Source organism: Anabaenopsis sp. NIES-4685, assembly GCF_059725405.1.
This window is the reverse complement of record NZ_AP043602.1, coordinates 1,283,244-1,300,586: the sequence shown is the minus strand read 5'-3', so window position 1 is coordinate 1,300,586 and position 17,343 is coordinate 1,283,244. Positions and strand designations below refer to the sequence as shown.

Sequence of the window (17,343 nt, the reverse complement as noted above, 5' to 3'; positions counted from 1 at the left end):
GTATGAAAATGTCAGAATTTGGCATTGAGGTCAAGAATTTACATTTTAGTTGGCCTAATGGCGCGAAGGCAATCCAATCTTGTTCTCTGGAAGTACCTATAGGTGAATTTTGGATGCTTTTGGGTACAAATGGCAGCGGTAAATCTACATTACTCCGACTACTGGCGGGGCTATTGGCTCCTCAGTCCGGTGAGATTAAGGTTCTAGAACCCGTTGGCTTTGTGTTTCAAAATCCTGATCATCAATTGGTAATGCCAACTGTGGGTGCTGATGTGGCTTTTGGACTGGTAGAAGAAAAGTTACCCCCTGCGACGGTGAGGACAAGGGTTGAGGAGGCGTTGAAGTCGGTGAATTTGTCTACCCTACAACTACGCCCTATTTATGCTTTGAGCGGAGGACAAAAACAACGAGTGGCGATCGCCGGCGCGATCGCGCGGCGTTGTGAAATCTTACTCTTAGATGAACCGACAGCCCTCTTAGACCCAGATAGCCAATTAGAGTTAGTGGCTAGTGTGAGTCGTTTAGTCAAAAGTCGGGGAATGACGGCTCTGTGGGTAACTCATCGCCTAGATGAGTTGAACTACTGTGACGGTGCTTTTCTACTAGAAAATGGCTGTTTAATAGATCAAGGTGATCCTCAGCGTCTGAAGCAAAGGTTGATGACAATGGATAATGGATCAATTTAAATACCCATTTGCTCCCATGCCTTTTTCTGAATAGTTACTAACAATTGAGACGCGCCTTGATCCGGCGCGTTTCTGTTTGGCCAAGCCTTTTGCAGTGAAATCCTATCATCTGATGCAATTTTTTAATGGTTTGTAACATAGAGTTACAAGTAATATTTCAATTACCATGAAATTTATGAATGAATTTTGTTAACTCTAGATAACTGTGATTAAATACCATGCATCGTTCCTTACTACCCGCTGTCTTGTTAGTAGACGGCTACAATATAATTGGCGCTTGGCCTTGCCTGAAAAAAACCCGTGATCGTTCAGGACTAGAGGCTGCACGCTGGGAACTAGTCGAAGTAATGACTAGTTACAGCTCGTTTCTAGGTTATAACACTCAAATAATTTTTGATGCCCAACATCATAAAGCTCCTACTAATCAAGAAACGATTACGGAACTGTTATCAGTTCATTACACTGACTTTGGACAAACCGCAGACACTTATATTGAAAAATCCTGTGCATCTCTACGGGAGCAAAAAGCGCAGTCTCTGATTAATCGGGTAATTGTGGCCACATCTGACCGCGCCCAACAGTTGATAGTTCAGGGCTATGGGGCTGAATTGTTGTCTGCACAACAGCTTTGTAGTGACGTGCAAGGTACAATTTCTCGGATGCGAGATAAATATCAAAAACCCAAACAACCCAAAGGTCGGTTTTTAGCCAATTCCATTGATGCCAAAGCACGCCAACGATTAGCTCAGTTGAGAATGGGGTTATAGTAGCCCATGGAATCTAAAGGGCGATAACCCTGTACTGGCAAGGGTTTGGGCTGCAGTGTGATCATAATTAAATATCTACAAAAAAAAAGTTTGGTAAAACACTTGCCAAATTCTATATGTTGGGTTTAAGATTATTACTTGTGAGCGTTCCTCAGTAGCTCAGCGGTAGAGCGATCGACTGTTAATCGATTGGTCGCTGGTTCGAATCCAGCCTGGGGAGTTAAAGTAAATAGTTTTGAGTAGAGACAATACTAGAATACCGAACTTATTAGAGAAGTCAGCCAGGGGTATATAATATATTTGCCTTATCGCCAGCAAAGGCTTTATATTGCCAAATCAGTGATACTATTGGGGTAATTATGTCATCTATCTATAGATATTTGAGAAGATAAATCGTATTCACATCCAATCAAGGCGAGCGCCTTTAATATCCAAACTTTTCTCAGAAATCGCGGATATTTTACCCAGTGTCCACAGTAGGTGTTATCCGTGGGCGATCGCACCAGCGCTGCTGCTAAAGCTTGCACTCGGCTTGAGCCGAAGTGCAGATCGCTGTTGACTATTAATACTTCTGACCTGTCAACGGTCAACCGTCAACAGTTAACAGTCAACAATCATGGAAGTTATAATCAAATCAAGCTATACATAAACTATTATGACTAAATGGTTTAATACTGCTGGCCCTTGTAAGCCAAATATCCACTATACCTTACCCACCAGTCAGCGGTTACCAGAGTTAAAACGCCTGATTGAGCAAGAGAATTACTTTGTTATCCATGCACCCAGACAAACCGGTAAAACCACTGCCATGCTCACCCTAGCACAGGAATTAACAGCCAGTGGTAAATATACCGCCGTCTTACTATCCTTAGAAGTGGGCGCAGTATTTCCCCATGAAACCGGGAACTGCTGAACGAGCAATTTTAGATGAGTGGAAACAGTCGGTTAAATTTCACCTACCAGCCAATCTACAGCCCACTACATGGACAGAAGTGGGTACTGGCTCCCAAATTGGCACATTTTTAAGCACTTGGGCAACTGATTCACCCTTACCCCTGGTGGTATTCTTAGATGAAATTGACGCTTTAAGTGATGAAACTTTAATTTCTGTACTGCGACAATTACGCTCCGGTTATCCCCGTCGCCCCCAAGGTTTCCCCCAATGTGTGGCGTTAATCGGGATGCGGGATGTACGTGATTATAAGGTAGCCTCTGGTGGTAGCGATAGATTAAATACCTCTAGCCCCTTTAATATTAAGGTAGAGTCTTTAACTTTAAATAATTTTACTTTGGAAGATGTAAGGAATCTATACGCACAACACACCCAAGCCACGGGGCAAATTTTCACCCCCGAAGCCATTAATCACGCCTACTATTTAACCCAGGGTCAACCTTGGTTAGTTAATGCGATCGCCCGTCAAGTTACAGAATATTTAGCAGAAGATACCAACATTCCCATCACGGTAGATTTAATTAATCAAGCTAAAGATATCTTAATTCAAAGGCAAGACACCCATTTAGATAGTCTCGCCGAGCGATTACGAGAGGATAGGGTTAAGGCGATTATTCAACCCATGTTAGCCGGGGAAGAATTACCAGATGTGCCTAATGATGATATTCGTTTTCTCCTAGATTTAGGATTGTGTCGCTATCATCCTATTAGAGGTTTAGAAATTGCTAACCCGATTTATAGAGAAGTTTTACCTAAAGTTTTAGCCTATACCCCCATTATGTCTTTAGGGGTGATTGAACCTGAATGGTTGAGTCCCAGTGGTGAATTAATCCCAGAAAAATTATTAGACTTATTCTTAGACTTTTGGCGACAACATGGGGAACCATTATTTAAAAGCACTCCTTACCCAGAAATTGCTCCTCACTTAGTATTAATGGCATTTTTACACCGGGTTGTTAATGGTGGTGGTAGCTTAGAGCGGGAATACGCCATCGGTTCCGGGAGGATGGATATATGTTTAAGGTATGGGGATGTAGTCTTAGGGATGGAATTAAAGGTATGGAAACAGGGTAAAGCCGACCCCTTACCCAAAGGATTGATACAGTTAGATAAATACTTATCAGGATTGAATTTAGATACAGGATGGTTAGTAATATTTGACCGTCGCCCTGATTTACCCCCCATTAGCGATCGCACTACCACCGAAATAGCCGTGAGTCCTCAAGGTAGAAATATTACAGTTATTCGGGGGTAGGTTTGGATTGGTTGACGGTGGTCGGTGAGCGGAGTCGAACCGTTGACTGTTGACTGTTGACGGTTGACTGTTGACTGTTGACTGTTGACTGGGAGGAGGTGTGACTATCAATAATCATTAGATTAGCCTGGGAATGAATTCCCCGGCTAATAGCGAAAGTCCACTAAAAGTGGACTGTTATTAGGTTACATATAATACTCTAGGCAATGATTGTTAACCCTATTTATAAAGTTATATTCAACACCGAGTCGGATTCATCCGACTTTAGCTTATGGCTAACGCCACGCTATCGCTATCAGACAGGGGTTTTTAACCCCTGGCGGGGTGGGTGTTGACTGTGCTGGGTAATATCCCCGACTTCTACCAAAATTTATCACTACCGGACAAGATCATAGTCAGAAGTCGGGGATATGAGTAACGGTCAACAGTCATCTATATTACGGTGCTGAACTGAGTTAAATGTGCTTGTATCTGGGTTAAATCCCTGGTAGCATCAGGGGCGATCGCACCTTCAATTAATTTCTCACCGGGGAAAGTACCAAACAGATGGCGTACTATCATAATGCCATCGGAAAGGGCTTTGATTTCTCCATTCCCGTCAATATCTAGGTATTTGTTATCTACTCCTTGTTGTAAGTAGGCTTGAATTTCTGCTAGGTTGCGGGTAGCGTTAGGGGCGATCGCACCTTCAGTTAATCTCTCACCGGGGAAAGTACCAAACAGATGGCGCACTATCATAATCCCATCGGAAAGGGCTTTGATTTCTCCATTCCCGTCAATATCAAAATTCCACTCCTGCTTACTGACTAAAATCGGGTCTGCTTCTAGGCTATAACCAGGGGCTAAATTATCGGAAGTCAGATTAAGTTGAGTTCCCGCAAAGTTACCAGTGGTGGTAAAGTTGAAATCTCCTAACTTTAACGGTAGGGTTTGGTTAGGCCAGTTACCAGCAAACTCAGTATAGCCAAATTGGATAAACTTGTCAGTATTCGGGTTGTTGTCAAAGTCCCCACTATCAGCTAGGTTGTCTACGTTGACAAATAGATCCTTATCAAAGAGGTTTTCTACATCTTGGAAGGTTAGTTCATTAGAGTTATAATGCAGCCGTAAACTAATACCAGTGAGGGTATTATCACCTGTGGAGGTGTTGTAGAATAAGGGAATAGATACATTACCACCAGGGCTAACAGTTAAATTGTCTAATGATGTGATTTGTTGGCGATCGCTCTCCACTGGTGGTGTATCATCATTTTGAATTGTCCCCGTAGTTGTGTCGGTGGTAATTATCCCGTTGCTAGGGTTAGAGAGGCTAACGGTAAAGGTCTCATCCTGTTCTACTTCCGTATCACCTTGGACATTCACTGTAATTACTTGAGATGTTTCCCCAGCAGCAAAGGTGACTGTACCTGTGGGGAGGGTTCCGCCAAAGTCTTCTGTATTAGCAGGGTTTTCACCTGTACCTGTAACCGCCCAGATGGCAGTACTGGTGTTAGATGTATCCCCTGTGCGGGTGACTGTGAAGGTAAAGGGGGTGAGTCCTTCGTTCCCTTCTGGTTGTAAGGCGTTGGTGGGGGCGATCGCTAGAGTTACGCTTTGAGAATTGGGTAACACTGTGACAGAAAATTCATATTCTACAAACTCACCAAACAAGTTAGTCCCACGAAGGGAAATATCTGCTTTCCCAGTTTGCTCTGGAAGATAATCGAGTAAAAGTTGCTGTCCGTTAATGTTAGCAGTGACTAAATCGGGTCGGGAGTTGCTAACTATGGTATACTCTATTTCTTCTTCTTGTAGAATTGTAATGTTACTATAACGGATAAAATTATCGTCCCTGTTAATCTCAGGTTGTGCAGGGTCATCTACAATGAGAGGAAGATCACTCCAGGCAGGGTGAATTCCACTAGCGTTATAAATTGGCACTGCTGCGATCGCATCAATTGTATTTAAGTCATTGCTAGAAGAGACTTGACCAAAGACTGTAAAACCACCATTTTGATTGTTAAGATTACTGGAATTATCCTCTAAGTTGAAAAACCATTGACTGGTGGCGCTGTTGGGGTTACTACCTAGTTTAGCCATAGCGATGGTTCCCCGCACATTAGACCGCTGTGGACTAAACTCATTTTCCACCGGTGTATTGGTGGGAACTATTCCCAGATTTAAATTATCGACAGTAAACCCACCACCCTGGATGACGAAGTTAGGATTAGAACGATGAATGATAGTATTTTCATAACTGCCACTGTTGACATAGTTCTGGAAGTTTTGCACTGTTTTGGGTGCGCCTAGTCCTTCTTGGTCAAACAGGACTACTTTGATAACTCCATTACCTATGGATGGGTTAGATAACTGAAAATTAGCTACTAGACCAGTTGTATAAGGGTCATCAAAGTAATTACTTAAATCTAGAGTTGTATCTAAAGCATTGACTCCCACAAAAATATCATTGATGGGTGTGGTGAGAATGGGAAAAGAGAGGTTTGTTAAAGCTTGAGCAGTGGTCATAGAAGACTTGTTACGGATTGAGTATATAGTATAATAAGATGCAATTTATCGGGTTACTAACTTCGGAGGTTAACCCAGATTTTTTTTAATATTTGTAGGTGGGGGTTGGTAAAGGCTGCTAATTAATCATTATTGATATAGTCATCCTATTTGAGTTGAGAAATTATCAGTGAGGAAAGGGAACACCGGATCAGGGAACACCGGAACAGAAATTGTTCATGAATCATTTAGAATTGCTATATCTATTTAGCAGCCTGTACAACTTGAGTAGGTTTTAGCTTCGCTGTTGGAGTGTGTCGGCGATTTTACGTATGAAATAGCACTGTTAATAATGGGATCAATGCTAAAATGAACCCATTCCAGGAGTGGTAATTGATTTCTGGTGTGGGTGTTGGTGGTGATAATAAAGCCTCTATTCTTTGTTCTAAGCGATTGCCTGTATTAGCTCCTAAAGCTGCACAGCAAATGGGTGAGGATACACTGGTGCTACTTACTACCATTAGTAATGACTCTGCCAAAAGCAAAGGGTCTACCTGGGAGGCTGCGTAACTATCAGCCCGTAATTCCCGTAGGGCTAAGAGTTCCTCCCATAACACATCTGTATTAGGTAACCAACTTGTACAAGCGCGTATGCAACCCAGCCAGAAAAACGAAAATGTGTCGCGGTAATGGTAATGTCCTTGTTCGTGTGCTAAAACACTATCTACATGGGCGGGGGTGAGGGTTTGCAGTAATCCTTGACTAACTACTAATTCTGGATGCCAAAAGCCAATTTGACCAGCAAAGGGCGCGTCTGTATTCAATAATCTAACTTGTTTACCCTGCAAATTAATTAAGGGAGATTTTCGGGCGGACTCCACAGATTGCCAACCTTGGAAACCTAGGGTAATGCATACAATGGCAAAAAAAGCCAGATAAATTAATGCTAGTTCATAACTTAACCAGCCAGTATGTGCGCCCCCCATTTTGCCTTGGGGTCCCATGAATAAGACAGCGATCGCCGTCATAAAAATTAACAATGGGGGAAAAAGAAACAAAAACAGCGATCGCCGCCACCGGAGATCCCAGCTACCTTGGAGATGATTGCCAAAGACTCTTAAACTCCAAGCAACTGTGAAAGCAGTCAAAATCATCAACAGATGCATGATTATTGTTCCTCCCTGGCTTGGCGTGCGGCTTGAATGCGTTTAGCGATGGCTTGTAGTTGGTCGCTAGCGGCTTCATCCAGACTATCAGCAAAGGCGGCGATGACATCGGGATTACCGACAGCCAGAAATCGCTGTAACTGCTCGTGAGCCTTAATTACCTGTGCTTGCTGCTTGGTCAGCTGGGGTTGCCAATAAAACGCCCGCCCTTGTTTGTTGCATATGAGCCATCCCTTATCAGTTAGGCGACGTAAAACTGTAGTGACAGAAGTGTAAGCTAATTCACGGTTAGGATCCAAGAGAATGCGATCGTGTACATCCTTAACTGTAGCTGAACCCAGTTCCCAAATAATATTCAAAATTTCGGCTTCTAAGGGTCCTAAAGATAATTGTTTAGGGCGGTAATCGGGTAAAGGTGCCATATTGATTTACTCACGAATTTGAGAGGTGGGACTAGTGGATGACAAAGATTCCCTCTCTATGTTGCCAAGTCAGGAAGGGGGTTGATTATGTTTTTAGATTACCCTGATTTGTGTTTCTTGGCATCAAGTTGGCAATCACATATCACAAATATTCTGGCCTGACGATAAAAAATTCCCAGATTTTTACTGTGATCATGGTAAATGACACCCATTAGAATGTAATCTCGGCAATAGTATTGAGAGCAGGTTTATCCACCGCGTGAAGCTATTCATATACCACACTCCTGAATTGACTCCTACCGACAAAACTCCCGACTGCGCGATCGTCGTCGATGTTTTGCGAGCTACTAGTACAATAGCAACTGTTTTGGCTTCTGGAGGCGAAGCTGTGCAAGCCTTCAGTAATTTAGATCAACTAATTGCGGTCAGCGAAAACTGGCCCCCAGAAAAAACGACTCCGAGCCGGAGAACGCGGCGGCGCGAAAGTAACTGGTTTTGAATTAGGTAACTCCCCTCTTGATTGCACACCGGAAGTAGTTAAAGGACGGCGTTTATTTATCAGTACCACTAATGGAACTCGGGCTTTACAACGTGTACAAGATTCTCCGATTGTACTTGCTGCCGCTTTGATTAATCGGGCGACTGTGGTAAAGTTCCTATTGGAAAAACAACCTGAGATTGTGTGGATTGTCGGCTCTGGTTGGGAAGGCAGTTTTTCTTTAGAAGATACAGTTTGTGCTGGGGCGATCGCTCACAGTCTTTTAGCACAGTCCCAAATTTCACCAGCCGAATTAGCTGGGAATGATGAAGTCATTAGTGCGATCGCTCTTTATGCACAATGGCAAAATGACTTATTAGGATTATTCCACTACGCTAGTCATGGTCAAAGGTTGTTACGTCTAGAGTCACATGAAGATTTAAAATATTGCGCTCAAACGGATATTTTAGATGTTTTACCCATACAGCAAGAGCCGGGAGTTTTGAAAAGCCAATAGCAGATTATTGTTTCTGCTTGCAATGCCCCTTTCTAGATTACAATCTTGAGAGGGGTATATTTTTTTCTATAGGTTTACCCTGTCTTAATCTTGACTCATAGATGTATGATCACATCTGAGTCAGTATGCAAATTATCTTAATATTTATATATCTAACAGTTGTTTGATAAACTCTACAAATTTTTCCAGAGCCGGAACCTGACTACAAGTGTCTTCACTAATCCAGTTATTATCTTTAATACTCACTGTATTAGTTTTCCCTGGTTTAAGGACACTGACAACTGTAGCTATTAAAGCTTTTTGATGATCAAATGGTTTCCAATCCAGCTTATGTTCTGCATCAAACTCAGCTAAATATGACTCAGCTTTCTCCATGTGGACAGGATAAGCAGAATGGCCACAACTATGAAGGATATTTTCTAATACACCTTGTTTTATGTTATCTGGCAGTACATAAATACCTGTGCGTGGGTAATCTGTATCTACTTTTCCTCCTACTGTGGGAAATTGCGGAAAATATACTTGGAATTTTCCACTATATTCTTGAGCAATCTTATTTGGCGAATCTTGATCAGCATCGGCAATAATTCCAAATGCTACAATTTCTTGTTTATATGGGGTATGATTTGCCAAAATAGCTAATAGAAGTTTCGCTAGGTTACTTCCACCACCTGCATATATAGCAACTGAGAGATTATCTGTATAATAAATTGCTGGCATATCTAACCTTTCATACAAATTCCCCCCTTTTTTAGGATAAGTTGGTTTAAATTTTGCCCAGAAAGGGTCTAAATTAGATTCTTTTCCATCAAATGCTTGGAATTTTAGTAGCTTGAGAACCTTGCTAACAAATGCTAAATCATGAGGTCCCTCAACGCCGATCAGAGCATATTTCCGACTCACCAGCGAACCTCCTGTCCTAATTCCTCTCGAAGTGTTTTGAGTATAGTTTTATTCAACCTAACTGCATGAGTCTCTGAATTATTGGGTTCTATTCTATATACTACTAATTGATCATCGTCAGTATTTGCTACTAAAAGCGCATCAATCACTTCAAGGCTGTGAGTAGTCGCGAAAATTTGTACTTTCATTTTCCGAGACCAATTAACCAACCACTTAAAGAAAAACTGTAGTGCTTCAGTATGAATGGCGGTTCCTAATTCATCAATTAACAAAATTCCTTCCTTGACCTTGACCAGCATTAAAGCCATGGTTAGCAACCGAGACACACCATCACCAAAAACACTAATTGGTGAAATACCTGTTTGTTTATGGTTAATGTATATACTGGGACGAGGTATTCTTTGACCTGGAGGAACTAAAAGCTCAAGGTCAATAATTCCCGAGTCCATATACTGAAGTAATTTAATTACCTCTGACTTGAAATCTTGAAAGATAGCATCTGAAAGCAGCCGCATTTGAAACCGTTCTGCACGATGAGAAAATGGTGTAATGGTAGCAACAGGTAATGCTAAATTTTTTTGCCCTCCTTTAGGAATAAATCTATCATTGTCCCATATTTGAAACTTTGCGGTAATTGCATCTTGATTCTGACACGAGTCTGTTTGACAACTAGCAGGAGTAACCATTAGTTCCAGCTCTGCACCTTGTCGATTGCTAAAATCATCTTCTATACTTTCATCTCTATCATTTATTTCGTCATCACCAAGTGTTTGTTTGGATATCCATGTTACTTCAAGTTCCTGGTAGGTTGCTTCTAATTTAGTGACTGGGAAATCACCGGTACTAGAGATTAATATTTTTCCTTGGTAATTCTGAGTATGGTTTGTGTATCTCTGCTGGGGAAATAACCATTTGAGAGCTTCCAACCTGGAACTACTACGATATATTTCTCGCCGCGATGCTGTTGACAGCCACTCAGATAAATTTAGAGGACGACAATAAGTTGAGATTGCCTCTAGTACACTAGTTTTACCGGCGTTGTTAACTCCCACAAGGATATTGATTTGTCCTGTATCCTGTAATTCCAGGTTCTGTAAACCTCGAAATTGGTGGATGGTTAAGCTTTCAAGATTTTTCATACCAAACTAAACCGAGGTTGTAGCCATCCAATTTTATCTGACTTATGCTTTGATTGTTGAGTTTGATTCAAAAGTTTGCTAGATCAATGTAAATAAAAAAATCCCCTGGTATAATTACCGGGGGAAATCCTGAATTAAAATATTCCTTTGAGGTCTTAACCAGCATTAGCCAAGAGTAACTCTCGCTTTTCTGAGCCTTGTATGGTTACATGATTGTCATCGTCAATATCGGCGATCGCTGTAACTCCATCGGTAATTTCGCCAGAAAGCATAGCTTCGAACCAGAGGGTCTTCTAATAAGCGCATAATTGCTCGGCGTAAGGGTCTAGCGCCATAACTGGGGCTATAGCCTTCTTGGACTACACGCTCTTTAAAGCGGTCTGTGACTTGTAAAGTAATGCCTTTTTCAGTCAAGCGGGTAGCAACATCCCGGAGCATGATGTCCGCAATTTGCTTGACTTCATCTTTAGCCAGTTGGGTGAAGACGATAATATCATCCAAGCGGTTGAGAAATTCAGGACGGAAGTAAGCCTTTAGTTCCTCATTAACTAAGGTACGAATGCGGTTATAGTTAGCATCCTGTTCAGTCTCAAAGTCAAAGCCTAAACCACCGCCACCTTTTTCAATCACCTTAGAGCCAATGTTGGAAGTAAGAATAATTAGGGTATTCTTGAAGTCCACTTTCCGACCTTTAGCGTCTGTGAGGTGTCCGTCATCCAAGATTTGCAGCAGCATATTGAATACATCGGGGTGCGCTTTTTCGATTTCGTCGAATAGTAGCACTGAGTAAGATCTGCGGCGCACGGCTTCTGTGAGTTGACCGCCTTCGTTGTATCCCACGTAACCTGGAGGTGAGCCGATGAGCTTGGAAACAGTATGACTCTCCATGTATTCGGACATATCTAGGCGAATCAAAGATTCTTCCGCCCCGAAGAAGTAGGAGGCCAAGGATTTGGCTAACTCTGTTTTACCCACTCCTGTCGGTCCAGAGAAAATAAAACTCGCAATGGGACGATGGGGATTTTTTAACCCTACTCTGGCGCGACGAATAGCACGGGATACGGCGGTAACTGCTTGTTCTTGACCAATTAACCGCTCGTGGAGTGTGTCTTCTAGGTGTAAGAGTAACTCCGACTCCGATTCGGTGAGTTTGTTCACTGGTACGCCCGTCCAAGAGGCGACAATTTGAGCAATGTCTTCCTCATCTACTACGGGGGACTTGATAAATTGCTCAGTTTGTGATATGTCGTGCAGTTCGGCTTCGAGTTTGATTTCCTCGTCGCGCAGTTGTGATGCTCTGTCAAAATTTTGCAGTCTAACTGCTTCCTCTTTGGCTTTGGTGACACCGACTAATTGCTGCTTGAGTTCTTTATTTGTAGAGGTGCGAGAGTGACGCAACCGCACGCGGGAACCTGCTTCATCAATTAAGTCAATGGCTTTGTCTGGTAAAAAGCGATCGCTGATGTAACGGTCTGATAACTCAGCGGCGGACACCACAGCTTGATCAGATATATGTACTTTATGGTGCTGCTCGTAAGCTCCCCGCAATCCGTAGATAATCTCAATAGTTTCTTGTACTGAGGGTTCCCCTACTAACACTGATTGGAAACGACGCTCTAAGGCTGCATCACGCTCAATATGCTGACGATACTCATTGAGAGTAGTTGCACCAATGCACTGGAGTTCACCCCGTGCTAAGGCTGGTTTAAGGATATTGGCTGCATCTAAGCCGCCTTCTGTACCACCAGCACCAACTAAGGTGTGAACCTCGTCAATTACCAGAATGATATTCCCTGCGGAGCGGACTTCTGCAACAATCTTCTTGATGCGTTCTTCAAAGTCACCCCTAAAACGGGTTCCAGAGACTAAAAGCCCCATATCGAGACTAATTACTTGCTTGTCTAGCAGAATTTCGGGAGCATCCTGATGGGCGATGCGTTGAGCTAGACCTTCGGCGATCGCCGTTTTACCAACTCCAGGTTCACCGATCAACACAGGATTATTCTTAGTACGGCGACCGAGAATTTGGATAGTACGCTCAATTTCTTTTTCTCGACCAACTACGGGGTCAAGCTTACCCTCATGGGCTAATTTAGTCAGGTTTCTGCCAAATTCTTCCAAGCTGAGGTTTTGGCTGCGGGGGGAAGTACCGCCTGTGCTAGCGAACACAGTTCCACCTTCACCCAAACGCCGGATCACCTTTGTGCGGATATTTCTCAGATCAACCCCGATATTTTGTAGGACTTTGGCGGCGACACCTTCCCCAGCCTCCGTTAATCCCAAGAGTAAGTGTTCAGTATTAATGTAGTTATGTCCCAGGTTATTGGCTTCTCGAAAGGATTGCTCGAATAAGCTTTTTACCTTGGGGGTAAAAGGAATTTCTGGCGGTACAAAACCAGAACCTCTCCCGATAATTTTTTCGACTTCCCGACGTGCTTCCTTGAGAGTCACACCCAATTCGGCTAATACTTTAGCAGCAACCCCAGTCCCTTCTCCCACTAGACCCAGGAGAATTTGTTCAGTTCCTACGAAATTGTGCCCCAGGCGACGTGCTTCCTCCTGGGATAACATAATTACTTTAATGGCTTCGGAAGTGAAGTGTTCAAACATAATGGGTTTTTGCTCCCTTGCTGCTTTGGGCGTTGGGTGAGCTATATATTCACCCTCATTTAAACTTTTTTGTATTTTCTTAAAGATAATGTATCTTTATTTAAACTTGCATGGCAGTAGTGAGACCCGTATGAGGTGAGGTGTGGTTGCCGTCATGATTAATTATGGGGGAATATAACAACTTTTAACTCTAGAATTGGTATCAAGTAGTTACTCCATCAAAGGTATAAATCATGTCAGAATCCCACGGTGAGAAAGAACAACAACATCCCCTCTATAACCGCGATCGCCCCTCTATTAACATTTTACTCGCTCAAGGGGCAACAGACTACAATTTAGCAGAATTAGCCAGATTAAGAATTCGTTATCAAGGCTTTCCCGGGGCGCGAGACATTCAAAAAGACCTGGATCAAATCATGCAGCAGTGGGGTTTGACAGAGGCGGAACTTTTTGATAAAACTCGCAAAATTCATGATTTGGGGGGAATTTATCAAAGTCGCGGCAAAAAAGCAGAGGAAGATTGGAATTAGTCCTCTCCATTTCTTTGTTCTCCATACTTCCGCAGCTGCTTTAATAGCTTTTCTGGGGATGATGCGGGAATGGCTGAATTAACAATGGGTGGGGGAGAAACTTCAAAATTAGGTGTGCTGGCGGCTGTTTTGAGGGAGTCTAAGGTAGTAGCTACTTGAACTTGTTGCTGCACCTGTTGTGTAGAAGACACTAACCCGCTTAAACCATTGACTAACCGCAGGAGATTCTGCCGGAAAGCCGGATCACCTGTCAACTCGTCTAAGTCTGATGTAATTTTTTGGGTATTTTCAAAAGTTACCCGTGCTGAGTCTAAGGTTTGCTGGATGAGCAGAAGGTTTTGAGGGTCATTAAGCTTTCGAGAAGCATCGCGTAAATTAGCTGAGGTTTCGGCTGCATTGGCCGAAAGGGTTTCTAAGTTTTTGAGTAATTCACCTTCAGCTAATTGATTAACCGCTGGTGATAGGGTATTGGCTGTAACTAGGAGTTGGTTGCTAGTTTCAGTAATATTATTTAAAGCACCAACTAAAGAACTGCGGTTGCTTGTGACTAGCTCATCTAGGTTATTTAATAACCGATTAGCTTGATTAGCTGTAGAACTAAATTCACTTGCTGTCACACCTAATTGATCTACTGTTTTAGTAGCGGATGCAGTCAGTTGATTTGTGGCTTGTTGTACTGAGTTGGCAGTATCCGAAAACGTACTTATTTGTCCCTCAAAAGTTTTAGTTAATTTTCGCACATCCTCACTTAGGGCTGCGATACTAGTAGCTGCTGCTGTTGAGCTTTCTAAAAGTTGATTGAGTCTTTGATAAAATTGCGGGTCATTGTATGTGGTGGCTAAGTTGGTTGAGCTACGAATTAGTTCATCAATACTGATACCAATATCACCTGGTAAGCGTGAACCATTACAAATTATTAGGGTCTGATCACAGTTATCATCTAGGGGTTTAGCGATCGCCACGCCAGTAGGTAGAGATTTTGTGGGTGTAATATCAATAATACTTTCACTAATTAACCCGCTCTGATTGGCTTCAATAACCACATCACGGGAAATCATCAAGTCAGCGGGAGCAATTTCAATTTCTACCTCTACAGCATTTGACCCTGCTTGAACTTGGGAAATATTACCGACTTTCACACCCCGATAACGGACTGGTGCGCCTCTTTGCATACCGCCAGCATTAGCAAATTCCACTATGAATTTATATGAATTTTTTCCAGGTGTGAGTCTATTCAACCAGAGGACAATCATCACAAATGCTCCCAAACCCATGAGGATGAGCAACCCTACCGAGCCTTCTCGTAATGTGCGCTTAGACGCAAAGCTGTTAGTTCTGATATCTCGCATAATTTTCCTCCATGCACCTACCCAGCCACCTGAATAGGTCCTTGTACACTCCCACTGATAAATTGTCTAATTAATGGGTTGTCTGTGGTATCTATATCACTAACTGTACCTTGCCACTGCACCTTACCTTGATAAAGGAATACCAATCTATCAGTTGTGCGGCGAATCGTACTATCTTGGTGGGTAACAATCACATAGGTACTACACACACCCTGTGTTAATTGTAACTGACGAATTAAATCTTCGATGACTGTGGAAGCAATGGGGTCAAGTCCGGCGGTGGGTTCATCGTATAGTAAAACTTGTGGCCCGTCGGTGGGATGATCGGGATGAGAAATAATGGCTCGCGCAAAACTGACCCGTTTTCGCATTCCCCCCGATAATTCAGAGGGGTAGAGATGGCCGATTCCCGATAAACCCACCATTTCTAATTTTTCCTTAACCAGTTTTTGAATGCGCGATCGCGGTATCTTGGAATGTTGATACAGTAAAAAGCCGACATTTTCATCTACTGTCAAGGAATCAAATAAAGCCGCCTGTTGAAACACCATCCCAATACCAATAGGATCAGTACTGTCCTCAATTAACCCATCTCGCCGTACCCCTTGAATGTAAATTTCTCCACTATCGGGAGCCATTAATCCCGCAATAATTCTTAAAACCGTTGATTTACCAGTTCCTGAAGGCCCAATAATCCCTACGGCTTCCCCCCGATAAATTGTCAAATCCACATTATCTAAGACTTTATTGCTACCAAAGGACTTAGAAATACCCTTGAGTTCAATTAATGGTTCATTCATTGGTCACTAATTAGGGGGTAGTTAGAGAATATAAGTGGAAACTTGGTATTTAATCACTCAACGATAGGCTTGATGTTTATAGAGAGGATACTCTAAAATAGCTGGTAATTGGTTTATCAGATTGCCAATGGGTATAGCAAAGCAGCATATCCGGGAAACTCAAGCCGCACCCTCAAAAACTGCTTCTTCTGAAATAGCCTTTTCCACGCGCACTAAATATTCACGTGGTAGCATGGTCCTGTGTTCTACCCCTTGCAATTCTTCCATGGTCGCTAGTAACACCAATCTACCCCCTGCAGCCAGTTTGATGTCAGAGAATGGCATAAATCTGACAGTAGTTTGATTATTTCTGGAGTGGAGAATGGGTACTATAACCTATCCATAAGCAATTTACACCAATATTTTACCATTTAGAGTATCATTAATTCTGAACTATATACAGCGGATTTCATCTAGGTGAGGTACACTCTTAGCTGGCAGGATGCCCACCCCACAATAGTTTTATAATTAATATCTGTATTTTATCTAGGTAGAAAGTGCTGTATTCAGTAACTAATATAGCTTGGTTATTGAGATCAAACTTGAGGATATTTTCCCCTTTGTTCAAGTCCTAATTGTACTAAGTAGTTGTTCTGACAGGACGGGCCGCCATACTAATGTTGATGGACTTTTTCCAGTAGCCATATGGAAGCAACTGTACCAACAAAATGAGCAGCAATACCATTAATGTTAGCGACTACTATAAACACATCCAGGGCGCGAATGATTTTGTTAGGGTCAGTAATCGCTACTCCTGGGGGTTGGGATACAGCTTTTGCTACTAGGACACTCACGCTTGTAGTAGCGCCTAAAATGCTCAGGAGTATTCCCACCAAACCCACCATTACACCCATGCGGATGGCTCTGGTGGTATCTGCTTTACTGGGGTGGAGAGTGGGGTTAGGATTGTCTAAGCGTCTACCTATGCGGGTGTAACGAAAATCCCAAAATATGCTGAATAATAAGAATAAAATTGAGGTGACGACCCAGAATACACCAATTCCTAAACCGGGGTTCGGTTGTTGAGCAAATTCAGGCCCCAGGAGAAGCAAATAACAGCAATAAGGTACAAACTAGGGCTAATGCTAATTGTACCCATAGGGTAATCCACCCTGTGAGGCGAATTTGAGTGGCGATTTTATGCTGTCTATTTCTATTGTGGTGTGATGGTGCTAGCGATCGCACTTCTGTATTTGGTTCCATATTTTTCACCCTACCCCCATCCTAGATGATAATTTGCTGCTGT

At 42.6% G+C, this 17,343-nt stretch carries 15 protein-coding genes, 1 tRNA gene and 3 pseudogenes; 6 read left to right on the top strand and 13 right to left on the bottom strand.

Features of this window, described 5'->3' with window-relative positions; all coding sequences use genetic code 11:
* Window positions 1-8: 8 nt before the first annotated feature.
* The 3 genes from AC6IZ0_RS05685 (at window position 9) to AC6IZ0_RS05675 (ending at window position 1,673) form a co-directional block, all read left to right on the top strand.
* Complete coding sequence (locus tag AC6IZ0_RS05685) at window positions 9-686, top strand: ABC transporter ATP-binding protein (RefSeq protein ID WP_497725389.1); 678 nt, start codon at window positions 9-11, stop codon at window positions 684-686.
* Window positions 687-904: 218 nt separating this feature from the next.
* A complete protein-coding gene (locus AC6IZ0_RS05680) occupies window positions 905-1,453 on the top strand; it encodes an NYN domain-containing protein (RefSeq protein ID WP_497725388.1) in 549 nt (182 codons plus the stop codon).
* A gap of 148 nt (window positions 1,454-1,601) precedes the next feature.
* A tRNA-Asn gene (locus AC6IZ0_RS05675) sits at window positions 1,602-1,673 on the top strand.
* 142 nt (window positions 1,674-1,815) lie between these two features.
* Here AC6IZ0_RS05675 and AC6IZ0_RS05670 read toward each other — a convergent pair.
* Entirely contained in the window at window positions 1,816-2,043 is a 228-nt protein-coding gene (locus tag AC6IZ0_RS05670; RefSeq protein ID WP_271730461.1) for a hypothetical protein, read from the bottom strand.
* 65 nt (window positions 2,044-2,108) lie between these two features.
* Here AC6IZ0_RS05670 and AC6IZ0_RS05665 point away from each other — a divergent pair.
* A pseudogene (locus tag AC6IZ0_RS05665) lies at window positions 2,109-3,660 on the top strand (ATP-binding protein).
* Here AC6IZ0_RS05665 and AC6IZ0_RS05660 read toward each other — a convergent pair.
* From AC6IZ0_RS05660 to AC6IZ0_RS05645, 4 genes are all read right to left on the bottom strand, one after another.
* A complete protein-coding gene (locus tag AC6IZ0_RS05660; RefSeq protein WP_497725386.1) occupies window positions 3,647-3,778 on the bottom strand; it encodes a hypothetical protein in 132 nt (43 codons plus the stop codon). The pseudogene AC6IZ0_RS05665 and the gene AC6IZ0_RS05660 overlap by 14 nt on opposite strands.
* 314 nt (window positions 3,779-4,092) lie before the next feature.
* Window positions 4,093-6,165 carry a peptidylprolyl isomerase gene (locus AC6IZ0_RS05655; RefSeq protein WP_497725385.1) on the bottom strand — a complete coding sequence of 691 codons (2,073 nt, stop codon included), beginning with the start codon at window positions 6,163-6,165 and terminating at the stop codon, window positions 4,093-4,095.
* A gap of 305 nt (window positions 6,166-6,470) precedes the next feature.
* The gene (locus tag AC6IZ0_RS05650; RefSeq protein ID WP_497725384.1) at window positions 6,471-7,310 is read right to left on the bottom strand and encodes a M56 family metallopeptidase; all 840 of its coding nucleotides are present in this window, start codon (window positions 7,308-7,310) and stop codon (window positions 6,471-6,473) included.
* Window positions 7,311-7,312: 2 nt separating this feature from the next.
* Window positions 7,313-7,732 (bottom strand): BlaI/MecI/CopY family transcriptional regulator, encoded by a 420-nt coding sequence (locus tag AC6IZ0_RS05645; protein WP_271734328.1) that lies wholly within the window; start codon window positions 7,730-7,732, stop codon window positions 7,313-7,315.
* A 259-nt stretch (window positions 7,733-7,991) separates the two neighbouring features.
* Here AC6IZ0_RS05645 and AC6IZ0_RS05640 point away from each other — a divergent pair.
* Window positions 7,992-8,727 (top strand): annotated as a pseudogene (locus tag AC6IZ0_RS05640) (2-phosphosulfolactate phosphatase family protein).
* Between the two features lie 144 nt (window positions 8,728-8,871).
* Here AC6IZ0_RS05640 and AC6IZ0_RS05635 read toward each other — a convergent pair.
* From AC6IZ0_RS05635 to AC6IZ0_RS05625, 3 genes and pseudogenes are all read right to left on the bottom strand, one after another.
* A complete protein-coding gene (locus AC6IZ0_RS05635) occupies window positions 8,872-9,630 on the bottom strand; it encodes a DUF3226 domain-containing protein (protein ID WP_497725383.1) in 759 nt (252 codons plus the stop codon).
* Window positions 9,627-10,769 carry an AAA family ATPase gene (locus tag AC6IZ0_RS05630; protein WP_280802085.1) on the bottom strand — a complete coding sequence of 381 codons (1,143 nt, stop codon included), beginning with the start codon at window positions 10,767-10,769 and terminating at the stop codon, window positions 9,627-9,629. Before AC6IZ0_RS05630 ends, AC6IZ0_RS05635 begins: the two co-directional genes overlap by 4 nt.
* Window positions 10,770-10,924: 155 nt before the next feature.
* Window positions 10,925-13,379 (bottom strand): annotated as a pseudogene (locus AC6IZ0_RS05625) (ATP-dependent Clp protease ATP-binding subunit).
* A gap of 233 nt (window positions 13,380-13,612) precedes the next feature.
* Here AC6IZ0_RS05625 and AC6IZ0_RS05620 point away from each other — a divergent pair.
* Window positions 13,613-13,909, top strand: coding sequence for a DUF3288 family protein (locus tag AC6IZ0_RS05620; RefSeq protein WP_497725382.1), 297 nt, complete (start codon window positions 13,613-13,615; stop codon window positions 13,907-13,909).
* On the opposite strand, the gene AC6IZ0_RS05615 is transcribed toward AC6IZ0_RS05620, so the two are convergent.
* From AC6IZ0_RS05615 to AC6IZ0_RS05595, 5 genes are all read right to left on the bottom strand, one after another.
* Window positions 13,906-15,258, bottom strand: coding sequence for an MlaD family protein (locus AC6IZ0_RS05615; RefSeq protein ID WP_497725381.1), 1,353 nt, complete (start codon window positions 15,256-15,258; stop codon window positions 13,906-13,908). The genes AC6IZ0_RS05620 and AC6IZ0_RS05615 overlap by 4 nt on opposite strands.
* A 17-nt stretch (window positions 15,259-15,275) precedes the next feature.
* Window positions 15,276-16,058: an ABC transporter ATP-binding protein gene (locus AC6IZ0_RS05610; RefSeq protein WP_271734320.1), complete on the bottom strand. Its 783-nt coding sequence runs from the start codon at window positions 16,056-16,058 to the stop codon at window positions 15,276-15,278.
* Window positions 16,059-16,217: 159 nt separating this feature from the next.
* Complete coding sequence (locus tag AC6IZ0_RS05605) at window positions 16,218-16,382, bottom strand: hypothetical protein (protein ID WP_497725380.1); 165 nt, start codon at window positions 16,380-16,382, stop codon at window positions 16,218-16,220.
* A gap of 329 nt (window positions 16,383-16,711) precedes the next feature.
* Window positions 16,712-17,149: a DUF3611 family protein gene (locus AC6IZ0_RS05600; protein WP_497725379.1), complete on the bottom strand. Its 438-nt coding sequence runs from the start codon at window positions 17,147-17,149 to the stop codon at window positions 16,712-16,714.
* The gene (locus AC6IZ0_RS05595; RefSeq protein ID WP_497725378.1) at window positions 17,130-17,300 is read right to left on the bottom strand and encodes a DUF3611 family protein; all 171 of its coding nucleotides are present in this window, start codon (window positions 17,298-17,300) and stop codon (window positions 17,130-17,132) included. Before AC6IZ0_RS05595 ends, AC6IZ0_RS05600 begins: the two co-directional genes overlap by 20 nt.
* Window positions 17,301-17,343 lie beyond the last annotated feature (43 nt).

What these genes read in the sequence shown, in the direction of transcription:
- AC6IZ0_RS05685 (WP_497725389.1), top strand. Translation starts at nt 9, where the DNA reads ATGTCAGAATTTGGCATTGAGGTCAAGAATTTACATTTTAGTTGGCCT.
- AC6IZ0_RS05655 (WP_497725385.1), bottom strand. Translation starts at nt 6,165, where the DNA reads ATGACCACTGCTCAAGCTTTAACAAACCTCTCTTTTCCCATTCTCACC.
- AC6IZ0_RS05630 (WP_280802085.1), bottom strand. Translation starts at nt 10,769, where the DNA reads ATGAAAAATCTTGAAAGCTTAACCATCCACCAATTTCGAGGTTTACAG.
- AC6IZ0_RS05610 (WP_271734320.1), bottom strand. Translation starts at nt 16,058, where the DNA reads ATGAATGAACCATTAATTGAACTCAAGGGTATTTCTAAGTCCTTTGGT.
- AC6IZ0_RS05680 (WP_497725388.1), top strand. Translation starts at nt 905, where the DNA reads ATGCATCGTTCCTTACTACCCGCTGTCTTGTTAGTAGACGGCTACAAT.
- AC6IZ0_RS05620 (WP_497725382.1), top strand. Translation starts at nt 13,613, where the DNA reads ATGTCAGAATCCCACGGTGAGAAAGAACAACAACATCCCCTCTATAAC.
- AC6IZ0_RS05605 (WP_497725380.1), bottom strand. Translation starts at nt 16,382, where the DNA reads ATGCCATTCTCTGACATCAAACTGGCTGCAGGGGGTAGATTGGTGTTA.
- AC6IZ0_RS05645 (WP_271734328.1), bottom strand. Translation starts at nt 7,732, where the DNA reads ATGGCACCTTTACCCGATTACCGCCCTAAACAATTATCTTTAGGACCC.
- AC6IZ0_RS05615 (WP_497725381.1), bottom strand. Translation starts at nt 15,258, where the DNA reads ATGCGAGATATCAGAACTAACAGCTTTGCGTCTAAGCGCACATTACGA.
- AC6IZ0_RS05660 (WP_497725386.1), bottom strand. Translation starts at nt 3,778, where the DNA reads ATGATTATTGATAGTCACACCTCCTCCCAGTCAACAGTCAACAGTCAA.
- AC6IZ0_RS05650 (WP_497725384.1), bottom strand. Translation starts at nt 7,310, where the DNA reads ATGCATCTGTTGATGATTTTGACTGCTTTCACAGTTGCTTGGAGTTTA.
- AC6IZ0_RS05595 (WP_497725378.1), bottom strand. Translation starts at nt 17,300, where the DNA reads ATGGAACCAAATACAGAAGTGCGATCGCTAGCACCATCACACCACAAT.